Here is a 22,475-nt window from a genome sequence, read left to right as displayed (position 1 = left end):
TAGGTTAGCCTACAAGGCATGCAGGACGTCGAGGAGTTCCGGGCCGAGGTCCGCTCTTGGCTCGCCGACAATCTGGTCGGCGAATTCGCAGCTCTCAAGGGCCTGGGTGGCCCCGGCCGGGAGCATGAGGCCTTCGAGGAACGCCGGGCCTGGAACCAGCATCTCGCCAAAGCCGGACTCACCTGCCTGGGCTGGCCGGTCGAACATGGCGGCCGCGGCCTTTCCACCGCGCACCGGGTCGCCTTCTACGAGGAATACGCCCGGTCCGACGCGCCGGACAAGGTCAATCACTTCGGCGAGGAGTTGCTGGGGCCGACGCTGATCGCGTTCGGGACACCCGAGCAGCAGCAGCGTTTCCTGCCTAAGATCCTCGACGTCACCGAGCTGTGGTGCCAGGGCTATTCGGAGCCCGGCGCCGGCAGCGACCTGGCCAACGTGGCGACCACCGCCGAACTCGACGGCGACCAGTGGGTGATCAACGGCCAGAAGGTGTGGACATCGCTGGCGCACCTGTCGCAGTGGTGCTTTGTCGTCGCGCGCACCGAGAAGGGCTCCAAGCGCCATGCCGGGCTGTCGTATCTGTTGGTGCCGCTGGACCAGCCGGGCGTTCAGGTGCGCCCGATCGTCCAGATCACCGGCACCGCGGAATTCAACGAGGTGTTCTTCGACGACGCGCGTACCGAGGCCGGTTTGGTGGTCGGTGAGCCGGGCGACGGTTGGCGGGTCGCCATGGGAACGCTGACCTTCGAGCGGGGCGTGTCGACGCTCGGTCAGCAAATCCGTTACGCCCGTGAACTTTCCAACCTGGCTGAGCTCGCGCAGCGCACCGGCGCCGCTGACGACCCGTTCATCCGGGAGCGCCTGACCCGGGCGTGGACCGGGCTGCGGGCGATGCGTTCGTACGCGCTGGCCACCATGGACGTCGAGCAGCCGGGCCAGGACAACGTGTCGAAGTTGTTGTGGGCCAACTGGCATCGCGATCTGGGCGAGCTGGCGATGGACGTCATCGGCAAGCCGGGCCTGACCCTGACCGACGGCGAGTTCGACGAATGGCAGCGGCTGTTCCTGTTCACCCGCGCCGACACCATCTACGGCGGGTCCAACGAGATCCAGCGCAATATCATCGCCGAGCGGGTGCTCGGCCTACCCCGAGAGGTTAAGGGATGAGTCTGTCCGAAGCTCCCAAAGAGATTGCCGGACACGGACTTCTGCAGGGCAAGGTGGTGGTCGTTACCGCCGCCGCCGGCACCGGCATCGGCGCGGCGACCGCGCGGCGGGCGCTGGCCGAAGGGGCCGACGTGGTGATCTCGGACCACCACGAACGGCGGCTGGGCGAGACGGCCGACGAGCTCTCCGCGCTCGGCCAGGGCCGCGTCGAAAGCGTGCTGTGCGACGTGACGTCCACCGCCCAGATCGACGCGCTGTTCGCGTCGGCCACCGCCCGCATGGGGCGCATCGACGTCCTGGTCAACAACGCCGGGCTGGGCGGGCAGACGCCGGTGGTCGACATGACCGACGAGGAATGGGACCGCGTCCTCGAAGTGACCCTGACATCGGTGTTTCGCGCCACCCGGGCGGCGCTGCGCTATTTCCGCGAGGCGTCGCACGGCGGGGTGATTGTCAACAACGCCAGCGTCCTGGGCTGGCGGGCCCAGCACTCACAAGCGCACTATGCGGCCGCCAAGGCCGGCGTGATGGCGCTGACCCGCTGCAGCGCAATCGAAGCCGCGGAGTATGACGTCCGGATCAATGCGGTGTCGCCGAGCATCGCGCGGCACAAATTCCTGGACAAAACCACGTCGTCCGAACTGCTCGACCGGTTGTCGGCCGGCGAAGCCTTCGGCCGGGCCGCCGAGCCGTGGGAGGTCGCGGCCACCATCGCCTTCCTCGCCAGCGACTACTCCAGCTACCTGACCGGCGAGGTCATCTCGGTATCCAGTCAGCATCCGTGAGCGCAGGCCGCTAGCCAAGCAAGCGCTTGGTTGATACTCTGGTCGGGTGGACCGAGTGCCCGGTCAGGCCAACAGCCGGCGAGACGAGTTGCTGGAACTTGCCGCGACCATGTTCGCCGAGCGTGGGCTACGCGCTACCACCGTGCGTGACATCGCCGACAGCGCGGGGATCCTGTCGGGCAGCCTGTATCACCACTTCTCGTCCAAGGAGGAGATGGTCGACGAGGTCCTACGAAGCTTCTTGGACTGGTTGTTCGCGCGCTACCGCGAGATCGTGGACAGCGAGGCCAACCCGCTGGAGCGGCTCAAAGGGTTGTTCATGGCCTCGTTCGAGGCGATCGAGCACCGGCATGCGCAGGTCGTCATCTACCAGGACGAAGCCCAGCGGCTGTTGTCGCAGCCCCGGTTCGCCTACATCGAGGACATGAACCGGCAACAGCGCAAGATGTGGCTCGAGCTGCTCCATCAGGGCGTCGACGAGGGCCATTTCCGGCCCGACCTCGACGTCGACCTCGTCTACCGCTTCATCCGCGACACCACGTGGGTGTCGGTGCGCTGGTATCAGCCGGGCGGGCCGCTCACCGCGCAGCAAGTGGGTCAGCAATACCTCGCCATCGTTCTCGGCGGAATCACGACGGAATTTTCAAAAGATGGAAAAAGGAGTCTGAAACATGGCTGATGCCTACGTCATCGACGCTGTGCGTACCGCGGTCGGCAAGCGCGGCGGATCGCTGGCCGGGGTACACCCGGTCGACTTGGGCGCCCTGGGCTGGCGCGGACTGCTCGACCGGGTCGACGTCGACCCCGCCGCCGTTGACGACGTGATCGCCGGCTGCGTCGACGCGATCGGCGGACAGGCGGGCAACATCGCCCGGCTCTCGTGGCTGGCCGCCGGCTATCCCGAAGAGGTGCCCGGCGTCACCGTCGACCGGCAGTGCGGTTCCAGCCAGCAGGCCATTTCCTTTGGCGCGCAGGCGATTCTGTCAGGCACCGCCGACCTCATCGTCGCCGGTGGGATGCAGAACATGAGCTGGATCCCGATCTCATCGGCCATGACCGTGGGCGAGCAGTTCGGCTTCACCTCACCGACCAACGAGTCCAAGCAGTGGTTGCACCGCTACGGCGACCAGGAGATCTCGCAATTCCGCGGCTCGGAGCTGATCGCCGAGAAGTGGAACCTGTCCCGCGAGGAGATGGAGCGGTACGCGCTGACCAGTCACGAGCGCGCCTTCGCGGCGATCCGTGGCGGCCACTTCGACAACGAAATCATCACCGTCGAAACCGAATCCGGTCCGTTCCGGGTGGACGAAGGCCCGCGCGAGTCGTCGCTGGAGAAGATGGCCGGCCTCAAGACATTGGTCGAAGGGGGCCGGCTGACGGCGGCCATGGCCAGCCAGATCTCCGACGGGGCCAGCGCCGTGCTGTTGGCGTCCGAGCAAGCCGTCAAGGACCACAACCTGACGCCGCGCGCCCGTATCCACCACATCAGCGCCCGCGCCGCCGACCCCGTCTTCATGCTGACCGGGCCCATCCCCGCGACCCGCCATGCGCTGGACAAGACCGGGCTGTCGATCGAGGACATCGACACCGTGGAGATCAACGAGGCGTTCGCGCCGGTGGTCATGGCGTGGCTCAAGGAAGTCAAGGCCGACCCGGAGAAGGTCAACCCCAACGGCGGCGCGATCGCGCTCGGGCACCCGCTCGGCGCCACCGGCGCCAAGCTGTTCACCACCATGCTCAACGAGCTCGAGCGCATCGGCGGCCGTTACGGTCTGCAGACGATGTGCGAGGGCGGGGGCACGGCCAACGTCACGATCATCGAGCGCCTGTAGCTCTAGGCTCTCGGGTGCTTTAGGCCTTCGCGCCCTCTAGCCTTCGCGCCCTCTAGCCTTCGCGCCGAACGTGCACTCAGCGACAGCATCTCGGCGGCTTTTGGCGCTGAATACACGCTCGGCGTGAAAGGGGTCAGCCCTCGATCAGGCCGGACGCCGCCCGCAGGTGCTCGACCGCCTCGCGCACGATCGAGTCGATCAGTTCGGCGCACGAGGGCAGGTCCTCGAGGATGCCGGCCACCTGCCCGGACGCCAGGACCCCGGCCTCGGTATTGCCGTCCACCAGACCGGCTTTCAACAGCATCGGGGTGTTGGCCGCCATCACCACCTGCGACCAGGTCATCTCCTTGCCGTGCCGCATCGCCAGGCCGTCGCTGATCATCGACCGCCAGGACATCCGCGACATGTGCTTGAACTTGGCGGCGTTGCGCACGGCGGCGGTGAGACCCCGTACCGGCGAACCGTTTTCCAGCTTCTCGACCAGGCCGGTGCGCAACACCCGGTGCGGCATGCCGTCGACGCGGGTGGTGACGACGGTGCCGTCAAGCGCCGACTCCAGGTAGCGCCGCTTGACCGCGTCGGGCACGGTCGAATCCGAGGTCAGCAGGAACCGCGTGCCCATCGCGACCCCGGCGGCACCGTAGCTCAACGCGGCGGCTAGCCCGCGCCCGTCGAAGAATCCGCCCGCCGCGATCACGGGGATGCCGGTGCCCCGCACGGCGTCCAGCACCGAGGGCAGCAGCAGCGTGGTGGCGACCGGCCCGGTGTGCCCACCGCCCTCACCGCCCTGCACGATCATCGCGTCGGCGCCCCAGCCCGCGACCTTGCGGGCATGCTTGGCCGCCCCGATCGACGGAATCACCACTGCGCCGGCCTCTTTGAGCCGGGCGATGAGCTCCTGCTTGGGCGCCAAGGCGAAGGACGCCACCTTGACGCCTTCGCGGATCATCAGATCGACCCGGTCGCCGGCATCGGCGGCGTCGGCGCGCATGTTCACGCCGAACGGCTTGTCCGTGGCGGCTTTCACCTTGGCGATGGCCGTCGCCAATTCGTCCAGCGTCATCGTGGCCGAGGCCAGGATGCCCAGCCCGCCCGCGTTCGCGGTGGCCGCCACCAGGCGGGCGCCGGCCACCCAGCCCATCCCGGTCTGCACCACCGGATGCTCGACACCGACCAGTTCGGTCAGTGGCGTGCGCAACTTCATAGCCACCGCCGACGAGAAACGGAGCAGTGCGGCCGAAACGAGGCAGGAGGAGGCGGCATAATCATGAACGTATCTCTCGGTCGCGCAAGGACTTCGGGTCGATCCTTTCGCGGATCAGGCGCAGCTCGTCGTCGGTGGGCAGCCGGGTCTCCCCGGCGTCCTCGAGGCCGTGGATCTCGAACGAGGTGTTCTCGCGGACCTCGTCCGGTGAAACGCCGGGGTGCAGAGATGCCGCCCGCATGGTCCGGTCGGGGCCGCCGAAGTCGAACACGCCGAGGTTCGACACGACCCGGTACGTGTTGGCGAAGCGAAACGCCGGATTGTCGGAATCGACGTTGTCCCAGCCGACACCGCAGATCACATCCACCTTTTCACTGAACACCCGCTTGGAGTGGTTGCCCACCCAGTAACTGGTGGCGTGGTTGATGGCGTTGCCGGGTGCGCCGCGCACGCCGAACATCTGCCGCTTGGGTTGCTGCAACGGGCCGAACGCCGAGATGTTCTGATTGCCAAACCGGTCAACCTGATTGGCGCCCATCACCACATGGCGCCGCCCCCAGGCGAGCGTCTCGAAGACGCGGCCGAACGGCATCCAGCCTTCAATCTTGTTTGGGGCCCCGGGCGCGCCCAGCGCCGGGGTGTCGGCCAGCAACTGGGCTTCGCCGTCGGTCAGCACGATGTCGGGTGAGAAGGTCAAGCGGGCCAGCCGCGCCCCGACCGAGGCCATGTTGGTCATCGGGCTGACCATGATCTCGCCTGCATCCCTGAACAATTCGGCGCAGGCGACTGCGCACACTTCGGCGCGGGTGCTGCTCACTTTTCAGGCCTCCTCTGCGAATGCGCGAACCGCCGCCTGATAGTCGTCCTCGGTGCCCGACAGGTAGGTCTGGGTGAACTTCTGCCAGCCCTCGTCGGTCGAGGCCGCCTCGGCGTAGTGCCGCTGGAATTTCTCATCCCGACCGTAATCCGGTGCCGCGGTGGTGAAGTGGGCCCCTTTCGGCGCCTCCACGACACTGTCGACCATCATGCGGTTGACCAGCAGCGCCTGCGGCGGAACCGCCTTGACCAGCTCCTCGGTGGATACAATGCGCTCCACCGACAGATGGCGCTTGTCGGCGGCCATCAGGAACAGATCGTCGAAGTAGGGGTCGATGCCGGTGTAGGCGGCATTGCCTTGGCTGTCACCGAGATTGAGGTGGACGAAGGCGGCGTCCAAGCGCAGCGCCGGCATGGCGATCAGCGTTTCGTGGCCGCCGCCGGGCGCCGGATACGGGCTGGTGACGGTCTGCAACTCGCCCTCCCAGAAGTCGGGCACCGAACTGCCCAGGCCGGCCCGAATCGGCAGGAACGGCAGTCGTTGTGCGGCGGCCTGCAACCCGCAGCGCAGCATGCCCTCGTCCATTTCGCGGGCCTCGATCGCACCGGCCGCGCGGGCCTTGGCGAACCACGGGTCGTAGAACGGCGGGGAGTCCAGCGAGACGAACCCGTAGTAGGCGCGCTTCACCTTGCCCGCCGAGCACAGCAGCCCGAGGTCGGGCCCGCCGTAGGTGACCACGGTCAGGTCGGTGACGTCGGTGCGCAACAAGGCGCGCACGAACGCCATTGGCTTGCGCCGTGATCCCCAGCCGCCGATGCCGATCGTCATGCCGCTGCGCACCTGCGCGACGGCATCGTCGAAGGTGGTCCGCTTGTCCGCCATTATTCGCCGCTCCTCCTGTCTTCTTTCGATCGCACTGCTCCGGTTATCGCCGTCAGCGGCTAAGCCTTCTCGCCCTTCGTCGTGCCGGCGAACGCGTCCCGGTGCTCGTCGGCCACTCCGGCGAGATTGAGTTCGAACGTAAAGCCTTGTTCCATGCGGTAACTCGAGTTGACTCGTTGCACGTCGATGAGGTTCAGCGCTTCCTTGGCCGCCCGGATGACCCGAGTGTCCTTGGCGGCGATGTCCCGCGCGACCCGTAACGCGGCCTCGTCCAGCTGATCCCGCGGCACCACCTCGTGCACCGAACCGAAGTGGTGCAGGGTGGCGGCGTCCACGGTGGCGGCGGTGAAGAACAGTCGCCGCATCAGGTGCTGGGGCACCAGCCGGGACAGGTGGGTGGCCGCGCCGAGCGCGCCGCGCTCCACCTCCGGCAGCCCGAAGGTGGCGTCCTCGGACGCGACGATGACGTCGGAGTTGCCGACCAGGCCGATGCCGCCGCCGACGCAGAAACCGTTCACGGCCGCGACGACGGGCACCGGGCACTCATAGACCGCGCGGAACGCGGCGAAGCAGCCGCGGTTGGCGTCGATCAGCGCGGTGAATCCCTCGGTGCGCTGCATCTCCTTGATGTCGACCCCGGCGTTGAAGCCGCGGCCCTCGGCCCGCAGGATGACGACGTGGGTTTGCGGGTCCTGGCCGGCCGCGGTGATGGTGTCGGCGAGGTCGAACCAGCCGCGCGACGGGATGGCGTTGACGGGCGGGAAGTCGACGGTGACCGCGACGATGCCCGGTTCGGTGGTTGTGGATTTGATGGGCAAGGTGCCACTTCCTTGTGGGGGTAACTACCTAAGCAAGCACTTGCTTGGTACGCTAGCACAGTGACTCGCGCCGAAGCATGCCCCCCATGTGAAGACGCCATGAACTTGGGGCTGGCCGGGCGGGTGGTTCTGGTCACCGGCGGTGTTCGCGGGGTGGGCGCCGGCATCAGCTCCGTTTTCGCCGCCCAGGGTGCCACCGTCGTCACGTGCGCGCGACGGCCTGTCGAGGGATCGCCGTATGAGTTCCACTCCTGCGACGTCCGCGACGACGACGCCGTCAAGGCGTTGATCGAGACCATTGTGGAGCGGCACGGCAGCCTCGATGTTGTCGTCAACAACGCCGGGGGATCGCCGTACGTGCTGACCGCGGAGTCCAGCGCCAAGTTCAACCGCAAGATCATCGAACTCAATCTGATTGGCGCGCTGTCGGTTTCGCAACACGCGAACGACAAAATGCAAGGCCAGCCACGCGGTGGGTCGATCATCAACATCTGCAGTCTGTCCGGCCGGCGGCCGTCCCCGGGGACCGGCGCATACGGGGCGGCCAAGGCGGGGCTGGAAAGCCTCACCCAGACCCTGGCCGTCGAGTGGGGGCCGAAGGTCCGGGTGAACGCCTGTGTGGTCGGCATGGTGGAGACCGAGCAGTCGGAACTGTTCTACGGTGACGCCGAATCGATCGCCGCGATCTCGAAGAATGTGCCGCTTGGCCGCCTGGCCAAGCCCGAGGATATCGGTTGGGCCGCAGCATTTTTGGCCTCGGATGCGGCCTCCTACATCAGCGGGGCCTCGTTGGAGGTGCACGGCGGCGGCGAGCCGCCGCACTATCTGTCCACCACGACCGCCAGCGCGGTCAAGTAGAGGAGACACGAACTATGGGAGTGGTTGACGGCCGCGTCGTCATCGTCACCGGAGCGGGCGGCGGCATCGGCCGCGCGCATGCACTGGCCTTCGCCGCCGAGGGCGCGCGCGTGGTGGTCAACGACATCGGGGTGGGCCTGGACGGTTCACCGGCGGGCGGCGGTAGCGCCGCCCAGGGTGTGGTCGACGAAATCACCGCGGCCGGTGGCGAAGCCGTCGCCAACGGATCCAACATCGCAGACTGGGACCAAGCCGCCGGTCTGATCCAGACCGCCGTCGAAACCTTCGGCGGCCTGGACGTTTTGGTGAACAACGCCGGCATCGTGCGGGACCGGATGATGGCCAACACCAGCGAGGACGAGTTCGACGCCGTCATCGCCGTGCACCTCAAGGGGCACTTCGCCACGATGCGGCACGCCGCGTCGTACTGGCGCGGGCTGTCCAAAGAGGGCAAAGCGGTCGACGCCCGGATCATCAACACCAGTTCGGGTGCCGGCCTGCAGGGCAGCGTGGGGCAGGGCAACTACAGCGCCGCCAAGGCCGGCATCGCGGCGCTGACGCTCGTCGGCGCGGCGGAGATGGGTCGCTACGGCGTCACCGTCAACGCCATCGCGCCCTCGGCCCGCACCCGCATGACCGAGACGGTGTTCGCCGAAATGATGTCCACGCAGGACCAGGATTTCGATGCGATGGCCCCGGAAAACATTTCGCCGCTGGTGGTTTGGCTGGGGAGCGCCGAATCGCGCGACGTGACCGGCAAGGTGTTCGAGGTCGAGGGCGGCAAGATTCGGGTCGCCGAGGGCTGGGCGCACGGGCCGGAGATCGACAAGGGCGCCAAGTGGGATCCCGCGGAGTTGGGACGTGTCGTCGCCGACCTGCTCGCCAAGGCACGCCCGCCGGTCCCCGTCTACGGCGCCTAGCGCGCCGCCCGCGCCGAACGTGCACTCACGGCGATGATTTCGGCAATTTTTCGCCATCAGTGCACGTTCGCCGAGGGGGTTCGCACACGACGAGCGGGATGACCCGGTCGGCGGCTTCACGGTACTTGCGATAAGGCGGGTACATCCGGATCAGCGGCGGCCAATAGCGTTCGCGCTCAGCGTCGGTGGCATCGCGTGCGACCAGATCCAGGTGCTGGGCCCGGATCTGCACCCGCACCTCGGGATCCTCTTTGAGATTCAGATACCACACCGGATCTTCGTCGCGCCCGCCGAAGGACGCGGGCAAAATAACCCGATCGCCGTCGCGCAGGTACAGCGTCGCGGTGGTCCGCGGCCGGCTGGACTTGCGACCGGTCGTCGTCAGCAGCGCCGCCGGGAACCGCAACAGCTTGGCGCCGACCTTGCCGTTGGTTCGGCGGTACACCCAGATATGGGCACGGGCGAAGTACTTGAGCAGCAGCGCAATCGGGCGAGAATTGCGAATCCAGCGACGGTCGGACATCTTGCCCAGGATGGTTCCCAATCCTGGCGACTTGAAACTCTAGGGGTCGCAGATGACGACCGGGATCACCCGATCGGTCCACGACTGGTAATCGTCGAACGAGGAATACATGGCCACCAACTTCGGCCAGTACTGTTTGCGCTCTTCTTCTGAGGCGTCGCGGGCCTGCAGCTGCAGCACCTCGTCTTTGATCTGCACCGAGACCTTCGGGTTCGCCTTGAGGTTGAGGTACCACAGCGGGTGCTTGTCGCGGCCGCCCTGAGATGCCACCAGGATCACCCGATCGCCCTCGCGCAGATAGAGCAGCGGACTCACCCGTGGCTGCCCGGATTTACGGCCCGTGGTGGTCAGCAGCGCGACGGGACTCTTCTGGAATGTGCCGCCCCACGTGCCCTTGCTGAGGCGATACATCCAGGTGTTGGCCCGGGACATCCACTTGATGAAGAAGCCGGTCACGGGCGAATTCAAAGATTTGGGCTTTTCCATGGCGATCCTTAGCGCTGAATGAACGGTCGGAAGTGAACCTTGATGTGGTGGATTTCGGCTCTGCCGCTTGCACTTTCGGCCGGAATCACGAAGGTCTCGTTGACGCGCGCGGCGAGCCGACGCCCGCCGAGTGCCGCCTTGGTCAGCACCTGGTAGGCGGCGTGCACCTCGTCGCCGTCGACGCGGTAGTCCGGCGGCGTCGTGCGCTCGAGCAGCCGATACTGGGGCCCGCGAATCAGGCTGCGCCGCAAATGGTTTCCAGAGAACCCGTTCTTGATTCCCTGCTCGATGCGGGTGCAGCGGGCCGCGAACGGGACGGCGTCGCCGTCATGGCTGACCAGGGCATCGATATAGGACTGCGCCGCGGCGATGCGGCTCGCTTCCGGGACGACCACCGACGAGCTAGATGCGCTCGATGATGGTGCCGGTGGACAGGGCGCCGCCCGCGCACATCGTGATCAGCGCGGTGGTCTGGTCGGTGCGCTCCAGTTCGTGCAACGCCGTGGTGATCAGCCGGCTGCCGGTGGAACCCACCGGGTGACCGAGCGCGATGGCGCCGCCGTTGACGTTCACCTTGTCCATGTCGGGGTTGTGCACCCGCGCCCACGACAGCACCACCGAGGCGAACGCCTCGTTGATCTCGGTGATGTCGATGTCGCCCATCTTCATGCCGGCCTTTTCCAGCACCTTGGCCGTCGACTGCACCGGCCCGTCCAGGTGGTAGTAGGGCTCGGCGCCGACCAGCGCCTGGCTGATGATGCGGGCCCGCGGCCGCAGCCCGAGGGCCTTGGCCTTGTCCTCGTCCATCCACAGCACGGCCGCCGCGCCGTCGGAGATCTGCGACGACGTTCCCGCCGTGTGGATCCCGCCCTCGATGACCGGCTTCAGCGCGCTCAGGCCCGACAGGGTCGTCTCGCGCAGGCCCTGGTCGCGGGAGATGGTGACGCGCTCCGACGTCGGCTGCTTGTTCTCGTCGAGCGCCGGGGCTTCGATCGGGGAGATCTCGCGGTCGAATCGGCCCTCGTCCCAGGCCTGCTTGGCCTTGGCTTGCGAGTTGAAGCCGAACTCGTCGATGTCCTCGCGGGTGATGCCACGCCGCTTGGCGATCCGCTCGGCGGCGGTGAACTGGTCGGGCAGATCGATGTCCCACGACGCCGGCCGCAGGATGCCGCGGTCGGGACCGGCGTTGGCGCCGAGCCCGACGCGGCTCATGGCCTCGATTCCGCAGGCGATGCCGATGTCGATGGCGCCCGCGGCGATCAGGCCGGCAACCAGGCCGTTGGCCTGCTGGCCGCTGCCGCACTGGCAGTCCACGGTCATCGCGCCGACGTGGTCGGGCAGCCCGGCGACAAGCCAGCTAACACGGCTGATGTTGTTGGACTGCTCGCCGTACTGTGTCACACAGCCACCGATGACCTGTTCGACGTCGCCGGCGTCGATGCCGGCCTTCTCGACCAGCGCCTTCTGTACGGCACCGAGCAGCTCGGTGGCGTGGAGTCCTGAGAGCCATCCGTTGCGCTTGCCGATCGGGCTGCGAGTGGCTTCGACGATTACCGGGTTACCCATTCCGTCAGGCTAGAACACGTTTCATTAGTCTGACAAGCGAGGATGGTGACCTGCCTTTTATCTGCGCAGGAGCCGTGTTTTACTGGCACTAGAACACGTTGCAATTGAGGAGCGCATTACACATGGCACCCCCCAACATTCCCGCCGACTTCGACTTTCTTGACCCCGACGTCAACCTTGCCGGGCTGCCCGTCGAGGAGCTCGCCCAGCTGCGCAAGGCAGAGCCGATCCACTGGGTTGACATCCCGAATGGCGCGGGCGGCTTCGAGGACCACGGATACTGGATCGTCACCAAGCACGCCGACGTCAAGGAGGTGTCGCGCCGCAGCGACATCTTCTCGAGCTGGATGAACGGCGCCATCCCGACCTGGCCGCCGGAGATGAAGCGGGAGCAGGTCGAACTGCAGCGCAGCGTCATGCTCAACATGGACGCCCCCCACCACACCCGGCTGCGCAAGATCATCTCCCGCGGGTTCACGCCACGGGCCATCGGACGGCTGGAAGCCGAACTGGCCCAGCGAGCGCAGAACATCGCCAAGGCCGCGGCAGCCGAGGGCAGCGGCGACTTCGTCGAACAGGTGTCGTGCGAGCTGCCGTTGCAGGCCATCGCCGGCCTGCTCGGCGTGCCCCAGGAAGATCGCGACAAGCTGTTCCGCTGGTCGAACGAGATGACCGGCGGTGAGGATCCCGAGTACGCCGACATCGATCCCGCGCAGTCATCGATGGAACTGATCATGTACGCGATGGCGATGGCCGAAGAGCGGGGCAAAAACCCGACCGACGACATCGTCACCACGCTCATCCAGGCCGACATCGACGGTGAGAAGCTCTCCGACGACGAATTTGGCTTTTTCGTGGTCATGCTCGCGGTGGCAGGGAACGAGACCACCCGCAACTCGATCACCCACGGAATGATCGCCTTCGCAAACAACCCCGATCAGTGGGAGCTCTTCAAGAAGGAGCGGCCGTCGACCGCCGCCGACGAGATCGTTCGCTGGGCGACGCCGGTATCGGCATTCCAGCGCACCGCCAACGAGGACACCGAGCTGAACGGCGTGCAGATCAAGAAGGGCCAGCGGGTCGTGATGTCCTACCGCTCGGCCAACTTCGACGACGAGGTCTTCGACGACCCGCACACCTTCAACATCCTGCGCGACCCGAATCCGCATGTCGGTTTCGGCGGCACCGGTGCGCACTACTGCATCGGCACCAACCTCGCCCGGATGACGATCAACCTGATCTTCAACGCCGTGGCCGACCACATGCCGGACCTCAAGCCGATTTCGGAGCCCGAGCGACTGCGGTCGGGCTGGCTCAACGGGATCAAGCACTGGCAGGTCGACTACAGCGGCAAATCCGCGGTGACGTCCTGATGGACTTCGACCTCACCGCGACACAGCACGCTGTCGCTGATGTCGTCACGTCGGTGTCCGAGCGCGAATTGAGTTGGGACGCTTTGGTCAGCGGGGGCGTGACGGCGCTGCCGGTGCCCGAGCGTCTCGGCGGAGACGGGGTGGGTCTGCCCGAGGTCGCCACCGTGCTGACCGAGATCGGTCGCCACGGCGCCATCACGCCGGCCCTGGCCACTTTGGGTTTCGGCGTGGTGCCGTTGCTTGACCTGGCATCCGACGAACAGCAGGACCGGTTTCTGGCCGATGTCGCCAAGGGCGGGGTGCTGACCGCCGCGCTCAACGAGCCCGGTGCCGCGCTGCCGGACCGGCCGTCGACCACGTTCGAGGGCGGTCGGTTGTCGGGCACCAAGGTCGGCGTCGGCTATGCCGGGCAAGCGGATTGGATGATCGTCACCGCCGACAGCGCCGTGGTCGTGGTGTCACCGAAGGCCAGCGGCGTCGAGCTGGTTCAAACGCCGACATCGAACGGCTCCGACGAGTACTCGGTCACGTTCGCCGACGTCGTCGTCGAAGACTCCAGCGTCTTGGTGGGCGCCAACGCATCTCGGGTCAACCAGCTGGTGCTGGCGGCCATCGGCGCCTACGCCGACGGGTTGGTGGCCGGGGCGCTGCGTCTGACCGCGGACTACGTGGCCAACCGGAAGCAGTTCGGCAAGCCGCTGTCGACGTTCCAGACTGTGGCCGCCCAGCTCGCGGAGGTCTACATCGCCTCGCGCACCATAGATTTGGCAGCAAAGTCGGTGGCGTGGCGACTGGCCGAAGGCCGGGATGCCGATGACGACTTGGACGTCCTCGGGTATTGGGTGACATCGCAAGCGCCACCGGTGATGCAGCTCTGCCACCACCTGCACGGCGGCATGGGTATGGACATCACCTACCCGATGCACCGGTACTACTCCACGATCAAGGACCTGACCCGACTGCTGGGCGGTCCTTCTCATCGTCTCGATCTGGTGGGAGCGCAATGTTCATAGACCTGACCCCGGAGCAGCGTCAGCTGCAAGCGGAACTACGGGAATACTTTTCGAACCTGATCTCGTCCGACGAGATGAAGGCGATGGAGCAGGACCGTCACAACGAAGCCTACCGCGCGGTGATCCGGCGGATGGGCTCCGACGGCAAGCTCGGGGTCGGGTGGCCGAAGGAGTTCGGCGGCTTGGGATTCGGCCCGATCGAGCAGTCGATCTTCGTCAACGAGGCGCATCGGGCCGACGTGCCGCTGCCCGCGGTGACGCTGCAGACGGTCGGTCCGGTGCTGCAACAGTTCGGCAGCGAAGAACAGAAGAAGAAGTTCCTGCCGGCGATCCTGGCCGGCGAGGTGCACTTCGCCATCGGCTACACCGAGCCCGAGGCCGGCACCGACCTGGCCTCCCTGCGGACCACCGCCGTGCGTCAGGGCGACGAGTACATCGTCAACGGCCAGAAGATCTTCACCACCGGCGCCCACGACGCGGATTACATCTGGCTGGCCTGCCGCACTGATCCCGAAGCCGTGAAGCACAAAGGCATTTCGATCCTGATCGTCGACACCAAGGATCCCGGCTACTCCTGGACGCCGATCATCCTGTCCGATGGCGCCCACCACACCAACGCCACGTATTACAACGACGTGCGGGTACCCGCCGACATGCTGGTCGGCGAGGAGAACGGCGGGTGGCGGTTGATCACCACCCAGCTCAACAACGAACGCGTCATGCTGGGGCCGGCCGGCCGTACCGCCGGCATCTACGACCGGGTGCACGCCTGGGCGTCCAAGCCGGGCAGTGACGGGGTCACGCCGATCGACCACGCCGACGTCAAGCGGGCGCTCGGCGAGATCCACGCGACGTGGCGGATCAACGAGCTGCTCAACTGGCAGGTGGCCGCCGCCGGTGAGGACATCAACGTCGCCGACGCAGCGTCAACCAAAGTCTTTGGCACGGAGCGCGTTCAGTACATCGGCCGGCTTGCCGAGGAAATCGTCGGCAAGTACGGCAACCCCGCGGACTCCGACACCGCCGATCTGCTCAACTGGCTGGACTCCCAGACCAAGCGCAACTTGGTGATCACTTTCGGAGGCGGCGTGAACGAAGTGATGCGCGAGATGATCGCCGCAGCCGGACTCAAAGTGCCGAGGGTGCCTCGATGACCGAGATCCAGGACGCCATCGCGGAAATCAAGGCCGCCGGCGGGCCCAAGCCGCGCGCCGGCCGCGACGCCGTGAACCAGCCGATGATCAACAACTGGGTGGAGGCCATCGGCGACAGCAATCCGATCTACGTCGACGAGGCCGCGGCCCGCGCCGTCGGGCACCCCGGAGTTGTGGCCCCACCGGCCATGATTCAAGTGTGGACCATGTTCGGCCTGGGCGGGGAGCGTCCGAAGGACGACCCCATGGGCCCCATCATGGAATTGTTCGACAACGCCGGGTACATCGGCGTGGTCGCCACCAACTGCGAGCAGACCTATCACCGGTACCTGCAGCCCGGTGAACACGTCAGCATCACCTCCGAGATGGGTGATGTGGTGGGGCCCAAGCAGACCGGGTTGGGTGAGGGCTATTTCATCAACCAGCACATCATCTGGCGGGTGGGCGACGAGGACGTCGCCGAGATGAATTGGCGCATCCTCAAGTTCAGGCCCCGCGAAGCCGAGGCCCCCGCGTCGTCGGTGCCCGACGACCTCGACCCCACCGCCATGATGCGGCCCTCGTCGTCGCGCGATACGGCGTTCTTCTGGGAAGGCGTCAAGGAGCACGAGCTGAGGATCCAGCGGCGCCCGGACGGCAGCCTGCAGCACCCGCCGGTGCCGGCTGTGTGGCAGGACAAAGCCGCGCCGATCGACTATGTGGTGGCCAGCGGCAAGGGCACGGTGTTCAGCTTCGTGGTGCACCACGCGCCGAAAGTGCCCGGCCGCACACTGCCGTTCGTGATCGCCCTCATCGAACTCGAGGAAGGCGTGCGCATGCTCGGCGAGCTGCGCAACGTCGAGGCCGCCAAGGTGAAGATTGGAATGCCGGTGCAGGCAACCTATATCGACTTCCCGGCCGGTGACACCGGGCCGGAGTGGAGCCTCTACGCCTGGCAGCCCGTGGAGGCTCGAGCATGAGCGCGCCGGTCATCGAGGTCGGCACCACGCTGCCCGAGCTCAAGCTCTATGGGGACCCGACGTTCATCATCTCAACCGCCCTGGCCACCAGGGACTTCCAGGACGTTCACCACGACCGCGACCTGGCGCAGGCCAAGGGGTCCAAGGACATCTTCGTCAACATCCTCACCGACACCGGGCTGGTACAGCGCTATGTCACCGACTGGGCCGGCCCGTCGGCGCTGATCAAGTCGATCGGGCTGCGCCTCGGGGTGCCGTGGTACGCGTATGACACCGTGACGTTCTCGGGTGAGGTGACCGCCGTGGAGGATGGCCTGGCGACCGTGAAGGTGTTCGGCCGCAACAGTCTTGGTGACCATGTCATCGCGACCGTGACGCTGACGATGGGGGATGCGTAGATGCTGTCCGGTAAGGCCGCGATTGTCGGCATCGGCGCGACCGACTTTTCGAAGGACTCCGGTCGCAGCGAGCTGCGGTTGGCCGCCGAGGCGGTGTTGGATGCGCTGGACGACGCCGGGCTGAGCCCAGCCGACGTCGACGGGCTGACCACCTTCACGATGGACACCAACAACGAAACCGCGGTCGCGCGGGCGGTCGGCATCGGTGACCTGAAGTTCTTCTCGCAGATCGGTTACGGCGGCGGCGCCGCCTGCGCGACCATTCAGCAGGCCGCGATCGCCGTCGCCACCGGCGTGGCGGATGTCGTCGTGGCGTACCGGGCGTTCAACGAGCGGTCCGGCATGCGGTTCGGTCAGGTCCAGACCCGGCTGGCGGGAGATGCCCGCGCACAAGCTGATTCGACCACGGCCGACAATTCGTTCTCCTACCCGCACGGGCTTTCGACGCCGGCCGCCCAGGTCGCGATGATCGCCCAGCGCTACATGCACCTCTCGGGTGCGACCAGCCGGGACTTCGGCGCGATTTCGGTCGCCGACCGCAAACACGCGGCGAAGAACCCGAAAGCGTACTTCTACGAGAAGCCGATAACCATTGAGGACCACCAGAATTCGCGGTGGATCGCCGAGCCGCTGCGGCTGCTGGACTGCTGCCAGGAGACCGACGGGGCGGTGGCGATCGTGGTGACGTCGCCCGAGCGTGCGCGGGACCTCAAGCAGCGGCCGGCGATCATCGAGGCGGCGTCGCAGGGCTCCAGCCCCGACCAGTACACGATGGTCAGTTACTACCGGCCCGAGCTCGGCCTGCCGGAGATGGGGCTTGTCGGACAACAGCTCTGGGCGCAGTCGGGCTTGAGGCCATCCGAGATCCAGACCGCGGTGCTGTACGACCATTTCACGCCGTTCACCCTGATTCAGTTGGAGGAGTTGGGGTTCTGCGGCCGCGGTGAGGCCAAGGACTTCATCGCTGACGGGGCGATCGAGATCGGCGGGCGGCTCCCCATCAACACCCATGGTGGCCAACTCGGTGAGGCCTACATCCACGGCATGAACGGCATCGCCGAGGGAGTGCGGCAACTGCGCGGCACATCGGTGAACCCGGTGCCCGACGTCGAGCACGTCCTGGTCACCGCGGGTACGGGCGTGCCCACTTCCGGCCTCATCCTCGGCTGAGTCTTCTCCGCGCCGGCCGTTCGCCGCCGAGTGTGCGTGCAGCAGCACACGGCTGCGCGACTGTGCGCCCAGCTTCACATGCGGCGACGTGTGGACGGCTGAAGTGACCGCGGTGGTACGGCGTGCGACGCTGCCGTCGTGGCTGAGCCGTTCATCGGGAGCGAGGCCGTCGCCGCTGGAGCATTGACCAAGACTCAACTGGCGACGCGGTACCGTCGACTGTTTCCAGACGTCTATGTCGAGCGCGACGTCGGCATCGGTGCCGCTTCACGTGCGAAGGCGGGGTGGCTGTGGTCCGGGCGCCGAGGTGTGCTCGCGGGGTTCTCGGCGGCGGTCCTGCACGGCAGCGGATGGGTCGATGATGCTCAGGCGGTGGAGTTGTTGCACGACAATCGACGCCGTCCACCGGGAATCCTGACCCACCGCGATCGTGTTGAGGAGGACGAGATCGAGATAGTCGCAGCCATGCCAGTCACGTCGCCGGTCAGAACAGCTCTGGACTTGGGCTGTTGGTACCCGACGACGACCGCCGTGGCAGCTATCGACGCGCTTGCTCGCGCCACCAATGTCAAAGCGGCCGACCTTGAACTGCTGGCTCGCAGGTATGCCGGACGGCGCGGGATCGCGCGAGCGCGTCAAGCGGTGGATCTATTCGATGCCGGCGCGCAGTCACCGAAAGAGTCTTGGCTACGTATCGTGCTGATCCAAGCGGGCTTACCCAGGCCACAGACGCAGATTCCGGTGGTCAACGAATTCGGCAGTGCCATCGCATATTTAGATATGGGATGGGAGGACGTCAAAGTAGCGGTCGAGTACGACGGGGAGCAACACCGCAGCGATCGATACCAGTACACGTGGGATCTACGTAGATCAGAGATGCTGCAACGGCACGGCTGGATCGTGGTCCGCGTGGTCGCCGGCGACCGCCCAGCCGAGGTCGTCAGGCGTGTTCGTGATGCGTTGGCCCGGTGAGTGCGCGGCTAGTCGCGCAGTCGGGACCGAGTGTGCGGCTGGCGTCACACTCGCCGCAAGAACGCCTCGACGCAGGAACGCCGCGACAAGCAAGAACGCTTCGACGCAGAGAGCGAGGAGCCCCTAGGCCTAGGCCGGGACCAGCTCGACGCCGGAGAGCACGACGGCGTTGTCGCGCGAGGGCGCGACAACGCTGGCCACAAACCGGCCGTTCTCCTTCCAGATCCCGACTTTGAGCGTTTCGCCGGGGAAAGCCACCCCGGCGAAACGCGCGCCGTAGGCCGCCACCGCGCCGGTGTCACCGTCGAGCAGCGCATCGACGATCGCCTTGCAGGTCATGCCGTACGTGCACAGCCCGTGCAGGATGGGCCTGGGAAAGCCTGCGGCGGCGGCGAATTCGGGATCGGAGTGCAGCGGGTTGCGGTCGCCACACAGCCGGTACAACAATGCCTGCTGGGGCAAGATCGGCACGTCGACTTCGAGATCGGGAGCTCGGCCCGGTGCGCCGTCCGAGGTTGACGGACCGCGTTCACCACCGAAGCCACCTTCGCCGCGCGCGAAGATCGACCGTCGCTGAGTCCACAACAACGTGCCGTCCGGCGCGGTCACCGTCGTCTCACTCCAGATCACCGCGGCCTTGCCCTTGTCCCAGATGTCCGTGAACCGGGTGACGGCCTTGGCCTTGCCCGAAGGCGGAAGCGGCCCGGGCACTTCCACGCGCTCGGATGCGTGCAACACCTTGCCCAACTCGATGTCGATGCCGGGAAACTGAACGGTCGGCGGTTTTGTCATGTGGAAGCTGGCGGCGACGTTGCCGAACGTCGGCAGCACCTGCGGGGTGTCGTCCACCAGGTAACGCAACTCGCGGGGGTCCATCGGGTCCGCTCCGGCGCCCAGGCCAAGGTGGTAGAGCTGGATATCACTACTGACCCAAGAGAATTCGATCGGATCCAGCTCGGCATTCAGCGCGACGTCTACGTCGATGGGCATTGCGGTTACCTTTCCCCGGCTCCGCCGGCAATGTGCAATGCCGCCAGGTAACCGAACGTCATGGCCGGGCCGATGGTGCCACCCGGACCGGGATACGTGTGGCCCATCACTGGCGCACTGACATTGCCGGCGGCGTAAAGGCCTTCGATGATACTGCCGTCGTCGCGCAGCGCCCGGCCGTGGACATCCGTGCGGATGCCGCCCTTGGTGCCCAGGTCGCCGGGCACCATCTTGGCGGCGTAGTACGGCGCGTGGCTGATCTCGCCGAGATTGGGGTTCGGCTTGTTGGTCGGGTCGCCGTAGTACCTGTCGTAGGCGCTCTCGCCGCGCTGGTAGTCGGCGTCGACGCCGGAGCGCGCGAAGCCGTTGAAACGCTCCACGGTCGCGGTGAATTCGTTCACCGGAAGACCGGCCTTCTGCGCCAGCTCCGCCAGCGTGTCGGCCGTGATGATGACGCCGGACTCCAGCCACTTGCGCGGAATACGTTGTCCGGGCTGCAATCCCGCGAAGATGTAGCGGTCGCGGTACTGCTGGTCGAACACCAGCCATGCGGGAATGTTCTCACCCGGCCCCGGCCCCTGGCCGTATTCGCCGCCATACATGTGATGGCAGGCCTCGACGTAGGGCATCGATTCGTTCATGAACCGCTTGCCGGACATGTTGACGATGATCGATCCCGGCGAGTTGCGCTCGGACAGCGCGAACCACGGCGCACCCACCAGTGGGACGGTCGGCCCCCACCAGGCGTCTTCCATGATGTCCAATGCGGCGCCGAGCTTTTCGCCCGCCAGAATTCCGTCGCCGGTGTTGGCCACCGCGCCGACGGTCCACTCGGTGGTGATCGGCGCGCGCTGGTACTTCACCCGCATCTGTTCGTTGTGCTCGAACCCGCCCGACGCCAGGATCACCCCGCGGCGGGCCCGGATCAGCTGGGGCTCACCCGACTCGGCATCACCGGCGCCGCGCACGTAGACCCCGCGCACCACGCCGTCTTCGACGTACAGGTCGGTGAGGGCGGTGTTGAGCACCACCGGCACCCCGGCCTGTTGCAACCCGATCCGCAGCGGTCCGATCAGCGCCCGGCCCATGCCGACGAGGTTCTTGCCGGTCGCTTTGGCCCACATCGTGCGGGCGCCGACCTTCAGGCTGCGCAGCACACCGCGCGGGTGGCGCTTTAGCTGGTTCAACCGCACGTAATCCTGTTGCATCACGACGACGTTGAGCGGGACCTTGCCGTACGCCGGCTCCAGGCCGGACTCGTCGGCGCCGAGTTTGCGGGCGTTGAACGGCTTCGGCTCGATCGACCGGCCCTCCGCGCGCCCGCCCGGCGACTCCGGGTAGTAGTCGGAGTAACGCGGCACCCAGCACATCTTCAGCGGCGTGTTCTTCAGCACGAACGACAACATCTCGGGCCCGCGCTCGAGGTAGGTGTCGATGCGTTCCGGCTCGACGACGCTGCCGATGATCCCGTGCAGATAGGTGCGGGCCGCTTCCGCGGTGTCCTTGACCCCGTCACGCTTGAGCACTTCGTTATTTGGGATCCAAACGCCGCCGCCCGACCGTGCGGTCGAGCCGCCGAAGTGCGGGGCCTTTTCGATGACTATTGTGGAAAGACCCCGGTGAGCGGCGGTAAGGGCGGCCACCATGCCGGCCCCGCCGCTCCCGACCACGACGACGTCGTACTCCTGCGCTGACATGTAGAACACGTTATAGAATTGCCCGGGGCGGCCGCTACTGGCCCGGTCGACCGTACGAGGAGACTTTGAAAATGCTCAGTGTTGCCACCCGCGACGAGCTCGCCGCCGACTTGGCGCAGGCCGAGCGGAGCGGTGAGCCGATCGCCCCGTTGACTGCCGCATATCCGGACATCGATGTTGTCGACGCCTACGAGATTCAGCTGATCAATATCCGGCAGCGGGTCGCCGAGGGGGCCCGGGTGCTGGGTCACAAGGTGGGGCTGTCGTCGTTGGCGATCCAACAGATGATGGGTGTCGACGAGCCGGACTACGGTCATTTGCTCGACGAGATGCAGTTGTTCGAAGACACCCCGGTCAAGGCCAACCGCTACCTGTACCCCCGGGTCGAGGTCGAGGTCGGTTTCGTGTTGAACGCGGACCTTCCGGGGGCCGGTTGCACCGAGGACGACGTGTTGGCGGCCACCGAGGCACTGGTCCCGTCCATCGAGCTGATCGATACCCGGATCACCGACTGGAAGATCGAACTGTGCGACACCATCGCCGACAACGCCTCGTCGGCGGGTTTCGTGCTCGGTGAGGCGCGCGTCTCCGCCCGCGACATCGACGTCAAGGGGATCGACGCCGTCTTGCGCCGCAACGGTGAGGTCGTCGCGCAAGGCCGTACCGACGCGGTGCTGGGCAACCCGGTCACCGCGGTGGCCTGGCTGGCCCGCAAGGTGGACGGCTTCGGCGTACGGCTGCGCAAGGGCGACGTGGTGCTGCCCGGATCGTGCACGAAAGCGATCGACGCACACCCCGGCGACAACTTCGTCGCCGACTTCGCGGGCCTCGGTGCGGTGCGGTTATCGTTCGAATAGGCTCGAATTAAATCGTCTAACTTAAATCTCTCAA

The 22,475-nt window shown here is 66.5% G+C and carries 24 protein-coding genes; 14 read left to right on the top strand and 10 right to left on the bottom strand.

Annotated elements, in window-relative coordinates; translation table 11 throughout:
• The first annotated feature begins 18 nt into the window (after positions 1-18).
• Genes ipdE1 through fadA6 form a run of 4 tightly spaced genes read left to right on the top strand, consistent with a single transcriptional unit; the run spans position 19 to position 3,784 of the window.
• On the top strand, positions 19-1,167 hold the full coding sequence (gene ipdE1 / locus A5775_RS08625; protein ID WP_067250703.1) for an acyl-CoA dehydrogenase IpdE1: 1,149 nt from the start codon (positions 19-21) through the stop codon (positions 1,165-1,167).
• Positions 1,164-1,952 (top strand): (5R,7aS)-5-hydroxy-7a-methyl-1-oxo-2,3,5,6,7,7a-hexahydro-1H-indene-carboxyl-CoA reductase, encoded by a 789-nt coding sequence (gene ipdF, locus A5775_RS08620; protein WP_067250699.1) that lies wholly within the window; start codon positions 1,164-1,166, stop codon positions 1,950-1,952. The genes ipdE1 and ipdF overlap by 4 nt, the downstream gene beginning before the upstream one ends.
• 46 nt (positions 1,953-1,998) lie before the next feature.
• Complete coding sequence (kstR2, locus tag A5775_RS08615; RefSeq protein WP_156660624.1) at positions 1,999-2,631, top strand: TetR family transcriptional regulator KstR2; 633 nt, start codon at positions 1,999-2,001, stop codon at positions 2,629-2,631.
• Positions 2,624-3,784 (top strand): steroid 3-ketoacyl-CoA thiolase FadA6, encoded by a 1,161-nt coding sequence (fadA6, locus tag A5775_RS08610; RefSeq protein WP_067250693.1) that lies wholly within the window; start codon positions 2,624-2,626, stop codon positions 3,782-3,784. Before kstR2 ends, fadA6 begins: the two co-directional genes overlap by 8 nt.
• Positions 3,785-3,917: 133 nt before the next feature.
• Here the strand turns inward: fadA6 and ipdC are convergent, their stop codons facing one another.
• The 4 genes from ipdC to echA20 form a co-directional block, all read right to left on the bottom strand.
• Positions 3,918-4,988, bottom strand: a complete 1,071-nt coding sequence (gene ipdC / locus A5775_RS08605) for a (3aS,4S,5R,7aS)-5-hydroxy-7a-methyl-1-oxo-octahydro-1H-indene-4-carboxyl-CoA dehydrogenase (protein ID WP_067250690.1) — start codon at positions 4,986-4,988, stop codon at positions 3,918-3,920.
• Between the two features lie 61 nt (positions 4,989-5,049).
• Complete coding sequence (ipdB, locus tag A5775_RS08600) at positions 5,050-5,805, bottom strand: cholesterol ring-cleaving hydrolase subunit IpdB (RefSeq protein WP_067250687.1); 756 nt, start codon at positions 5,803-5,805, stop codon at positions 5,050-5,052.
• A 3-nt stretch (positions 5,806-5,808) separates the two neighbouring features.
• Entirely contained in the window at positions 5,809-6,687 is an 879-nt protein-coding gene (gene ipdA, locus A5775_RS08595) for a cholesterol ring-cleaving hydrolase subunit IpdA (RefSeq protein WP_067250684.1), read from the bottom strand.
• A 59-nt stretch (positions 6,688-6,746) separates the two neighbouring features.
• Positions 6,747-7,505: a (7aS)-7a-methyl-1,5-dioxo-2,3,5,6,7,7a-hexahydro-1H-indene-carboxyl-CoA hydrolase gene (gene echA20, locus A5775_RS08590; protein WP_067250680.1), complete on the bottom strand. Its 759-nt coding sequence runs from the start codon at positions 7,503-7,505 to the stop codon at positions 6,747-6,749.
• A 60-nt stretch (positions 7,506-7,565) separates the two neighbouring features.
• Here echA20 and A5775_RS08585 point away from each other — a divergent pair, with 60 nt between their 5' ends.
• Together A5775_RS08585 and A5775_RS08580 are read left to right on the top strand one after the other, a co-directional pair.
• Positions 7,566-8,363: an SDR family oxidoreductase gene (locus tag A5775_RS08585; RefSeq protein WP_369827804.1), complete on the top strand. Its 798-nt coding sequence runs from the start codon at positions 7,566-7,568 to the stop codon at positions 8,361-8,363.
• Positions 8,364-8,377: 14 nt separating this feature from the next.
• A complete protein-coding gene (locus A5775_RS08580; RefSeq protein ID WP_067250674.1) occupies positions 8,378-9,283 on the top strand; it encodes an SDR family oxidoreductase in 906 nt (301 codons plus the stop codon).
• A 25-nt stretch (positions 9,284-9,308) separates the two neighbouring features.
• Here the strand turns inward: A5775_RS08580 and A5775_RS08575 are convergent, their stop codons facing one another.
• The 4 genes from A5775_RS08575 to A5775_RS08560 are packed head-to-tail and all read right to left on the bottom strand — an operon-like array spanning position 9,309 to position 11,858.
• Positions 9,309-9,806 (bottom strand): nitroreductase family deazaflavin-dependent oxidoreductase, encoded by a 498-nt coding sequence (locus A5775_RS08575; RefSeq protein WP_067251366.1) that lies wholly within the window; start codon positions 9,804-9,806, stop codon positions 9,309-9,311.
• Positions 9,807-9,845: 39 nt separating this feature from the next.
• Positions 9,846-10,292: a nitroreductase family deazaflavin-dependent oxidoreductase gene (locus A5775_RS08570; protein ID WP_067250671.1), complete on the bottom strand. Its 447-nt coding sequence runs from the start codon at positions 10,290-10,292 to the stop codon at positions 9,846-9,848.
• An 8-nt stretch (positions 10,293-10,300) separates the two neighbouring features.
• Positions 10,301-10,687, bottom strand: coding sequence for a hypothetical protein (locus A5775_RS08565; RefSeq protein ID WP_067250668.1), 387 nt, complete (start codon positions 10,685-10,687; stop codon positions 10,301-10,303).
• A gap of 7 nt (positions 10,688-10,694) precedes the next feature.
• Positions 10,695-11,858: a steroid 3-ketoacyl-CoA thiolase gene (locus A5775_RS08560; protein ID WP_067250665.1), complete on the bottom strand. Its 1,164-nt coding sequence runs from the start codon at positions 11,856-11,858 to the stop codon at positions 10,695-10,697.
• Between the two features lie 122 nt (positions 11,859-11,980).
• Between A5775_RS08560 and A5775_RS08555 the strand changes: the two genes are divergently transcribed.
• The 7 genes from A5775_RS08555 to A5775_RS08525 all read left to right on the top strand — a co-directional run bounded on the left by A5775_RS08555 (position 11,981) and on the right by A5775_RS08525 (position 18,897).
• On the top strand, positions 11,981-13,231 hold the full coding sequence (locus tag A5775_RS08555; RefSeq protein WP_067250662.1) for a cytochrome P450: 1,251 nt from the start codon (positions 11,981-11,983) through the stop codon (positions 13,229-13,231).
• Positions 13,231-14,244 (top strand): acyl-CoA dehydrogenase family protein, encoded by a 1,014-nt coding sequence (locus tag A5775_RS08550; protein WP_067250659.1) that lies wholly within the window; start codon positions 13,231-13,233, stop codon positions 14,242-14,244. The genes A5775_RS08555 and A5775_RS08550 overlap by 1 nt, the downstream gene beginning before the upstream one ends.
• Positions 14,235-15,398, top strand: coding sequence for an acyl-CoA dehydrogenase FadE29 (gene fadE29 / locus A5775_RS08545; RefSeq protein WP_067250656.1), 1,164 nt, complete (start codon positions 14,235-14,237; stop codon positions 15,396-15,398). Before A5775_RS08550 ends, fadE29 begins: the two co-directional genes overlap by 10 nt.
• The gene (locus A5775_RS08540) at positions 15,395-16,357 is read left to right on the top strand and encodes a bifunctional MaoC family dehydratase N-terminal/OB-fold nucleic acid binding domain-containing protein (protein ID WP_067250652.1); all 963 of its coding nucleotides are present in this window, start codon (positions 15,395-15,397) and stop codon (positions 16,355-16,357) included. Before fadE29 ends, A5775_RS08540 begins: the two co-directional genes overlap by 4 nt.
• The gene (locus tag A5775_RS08535; protein ID WP_067250648.1) at positions 16,354-16,755 is read left to right on the top strand and encodes a MaoC family dehydratase; all 402 of its coding nucleotides are present in this window, start codon (positions 16,354-16,356) and stop codon (positions 16,753-16,755) included. Before A5775_RS08540 ends, A5775_RS08535 begins: the two co-directional genes overlap by 4 nt.
• Entirely contained in the window at positions 16,756-17,925 is a 1,170-nt protein-coding gene (locus A5775_RS08530) for a lipid-transfer protein (protein ID WP_067250645.1), read from the top strand. It abuts the gene before it with no gap.
• A gap of 138 nt (positions 17,926-18,063) precedes the next feature.
• Complete coding sequence (locus A5775_RS08525) at positions 18,064-18,897, top strand: endonuclease domain-containing protein (RefSeq protein WP_067250641.1); 834 nt, start codon at positions 18,064-18,066, stop codon at positions 18,895-18,897.
• Positions 18,898-19,026: 129 nt separating this feature from the next.
• Here the strand turns inward: A5775_RS08525 and A5775_RS08520 are convergent, their stop codons facing one another.
• Together A5775_RS08520 and kstD are read right to left on the bottom strand one after the other, a co-directional pair.
• Positions 19,027-19,887 (bottom strand): MaoC family dehydratase, encoded by an 861-nt coding sequence (locus A5775_RS08520; protein ID WP_067250638.1) that lies wholly within the window; start codon positions 19,885-19,887, stop codon positions 19,027-19,029.
• A gap of 5 nt (positions 19,888-19,892) precedes the next feature.
• Positions 19,893-21,584, bottom strand: a complete 1,692-nt coding sequence (gene kstD / locus A5775_RS08515) for a 3-oxosteroid 1-dehydrogenase (RefSeq protein ID WP_067251364.1) — start codon at positions 21,582-21,584, stop codon at positions 19,893-19,895.
• Positions 21,585-21,655: 71 nt separating this feature from the next.
• Here kstD and A5775_RS08510 point away from each other — a divergent pair, with 71 nt between their 5' ends.
• Positions 21,656-22,441, top strand: coding sequence for a 2-keto-4-pentenoate hydratase (locus A5775_RS08510; RefSeq protein ID WP_067250635.1), 786 nt, complete (start codon positions 21,656-21,658; stop codon positions 22,439-22,441).
• Positions 22,442-22,475 lie beyond the last annotated feature (34 nt).

It is taken from the genome of Mycobacterium sp. 852002-10029_SCH5224772 (assembly GCF_001667315.1).
GTDB lineage: Bacteria > Actinomycetota > Actinomycetes > Mycobacteriales > Mycobacteriaceae > Mycobacterium.
Note: the sequence above shows the minus strand (reverse complement) of the source record. Positions and strands in the feature narration are given on the sequence as shown.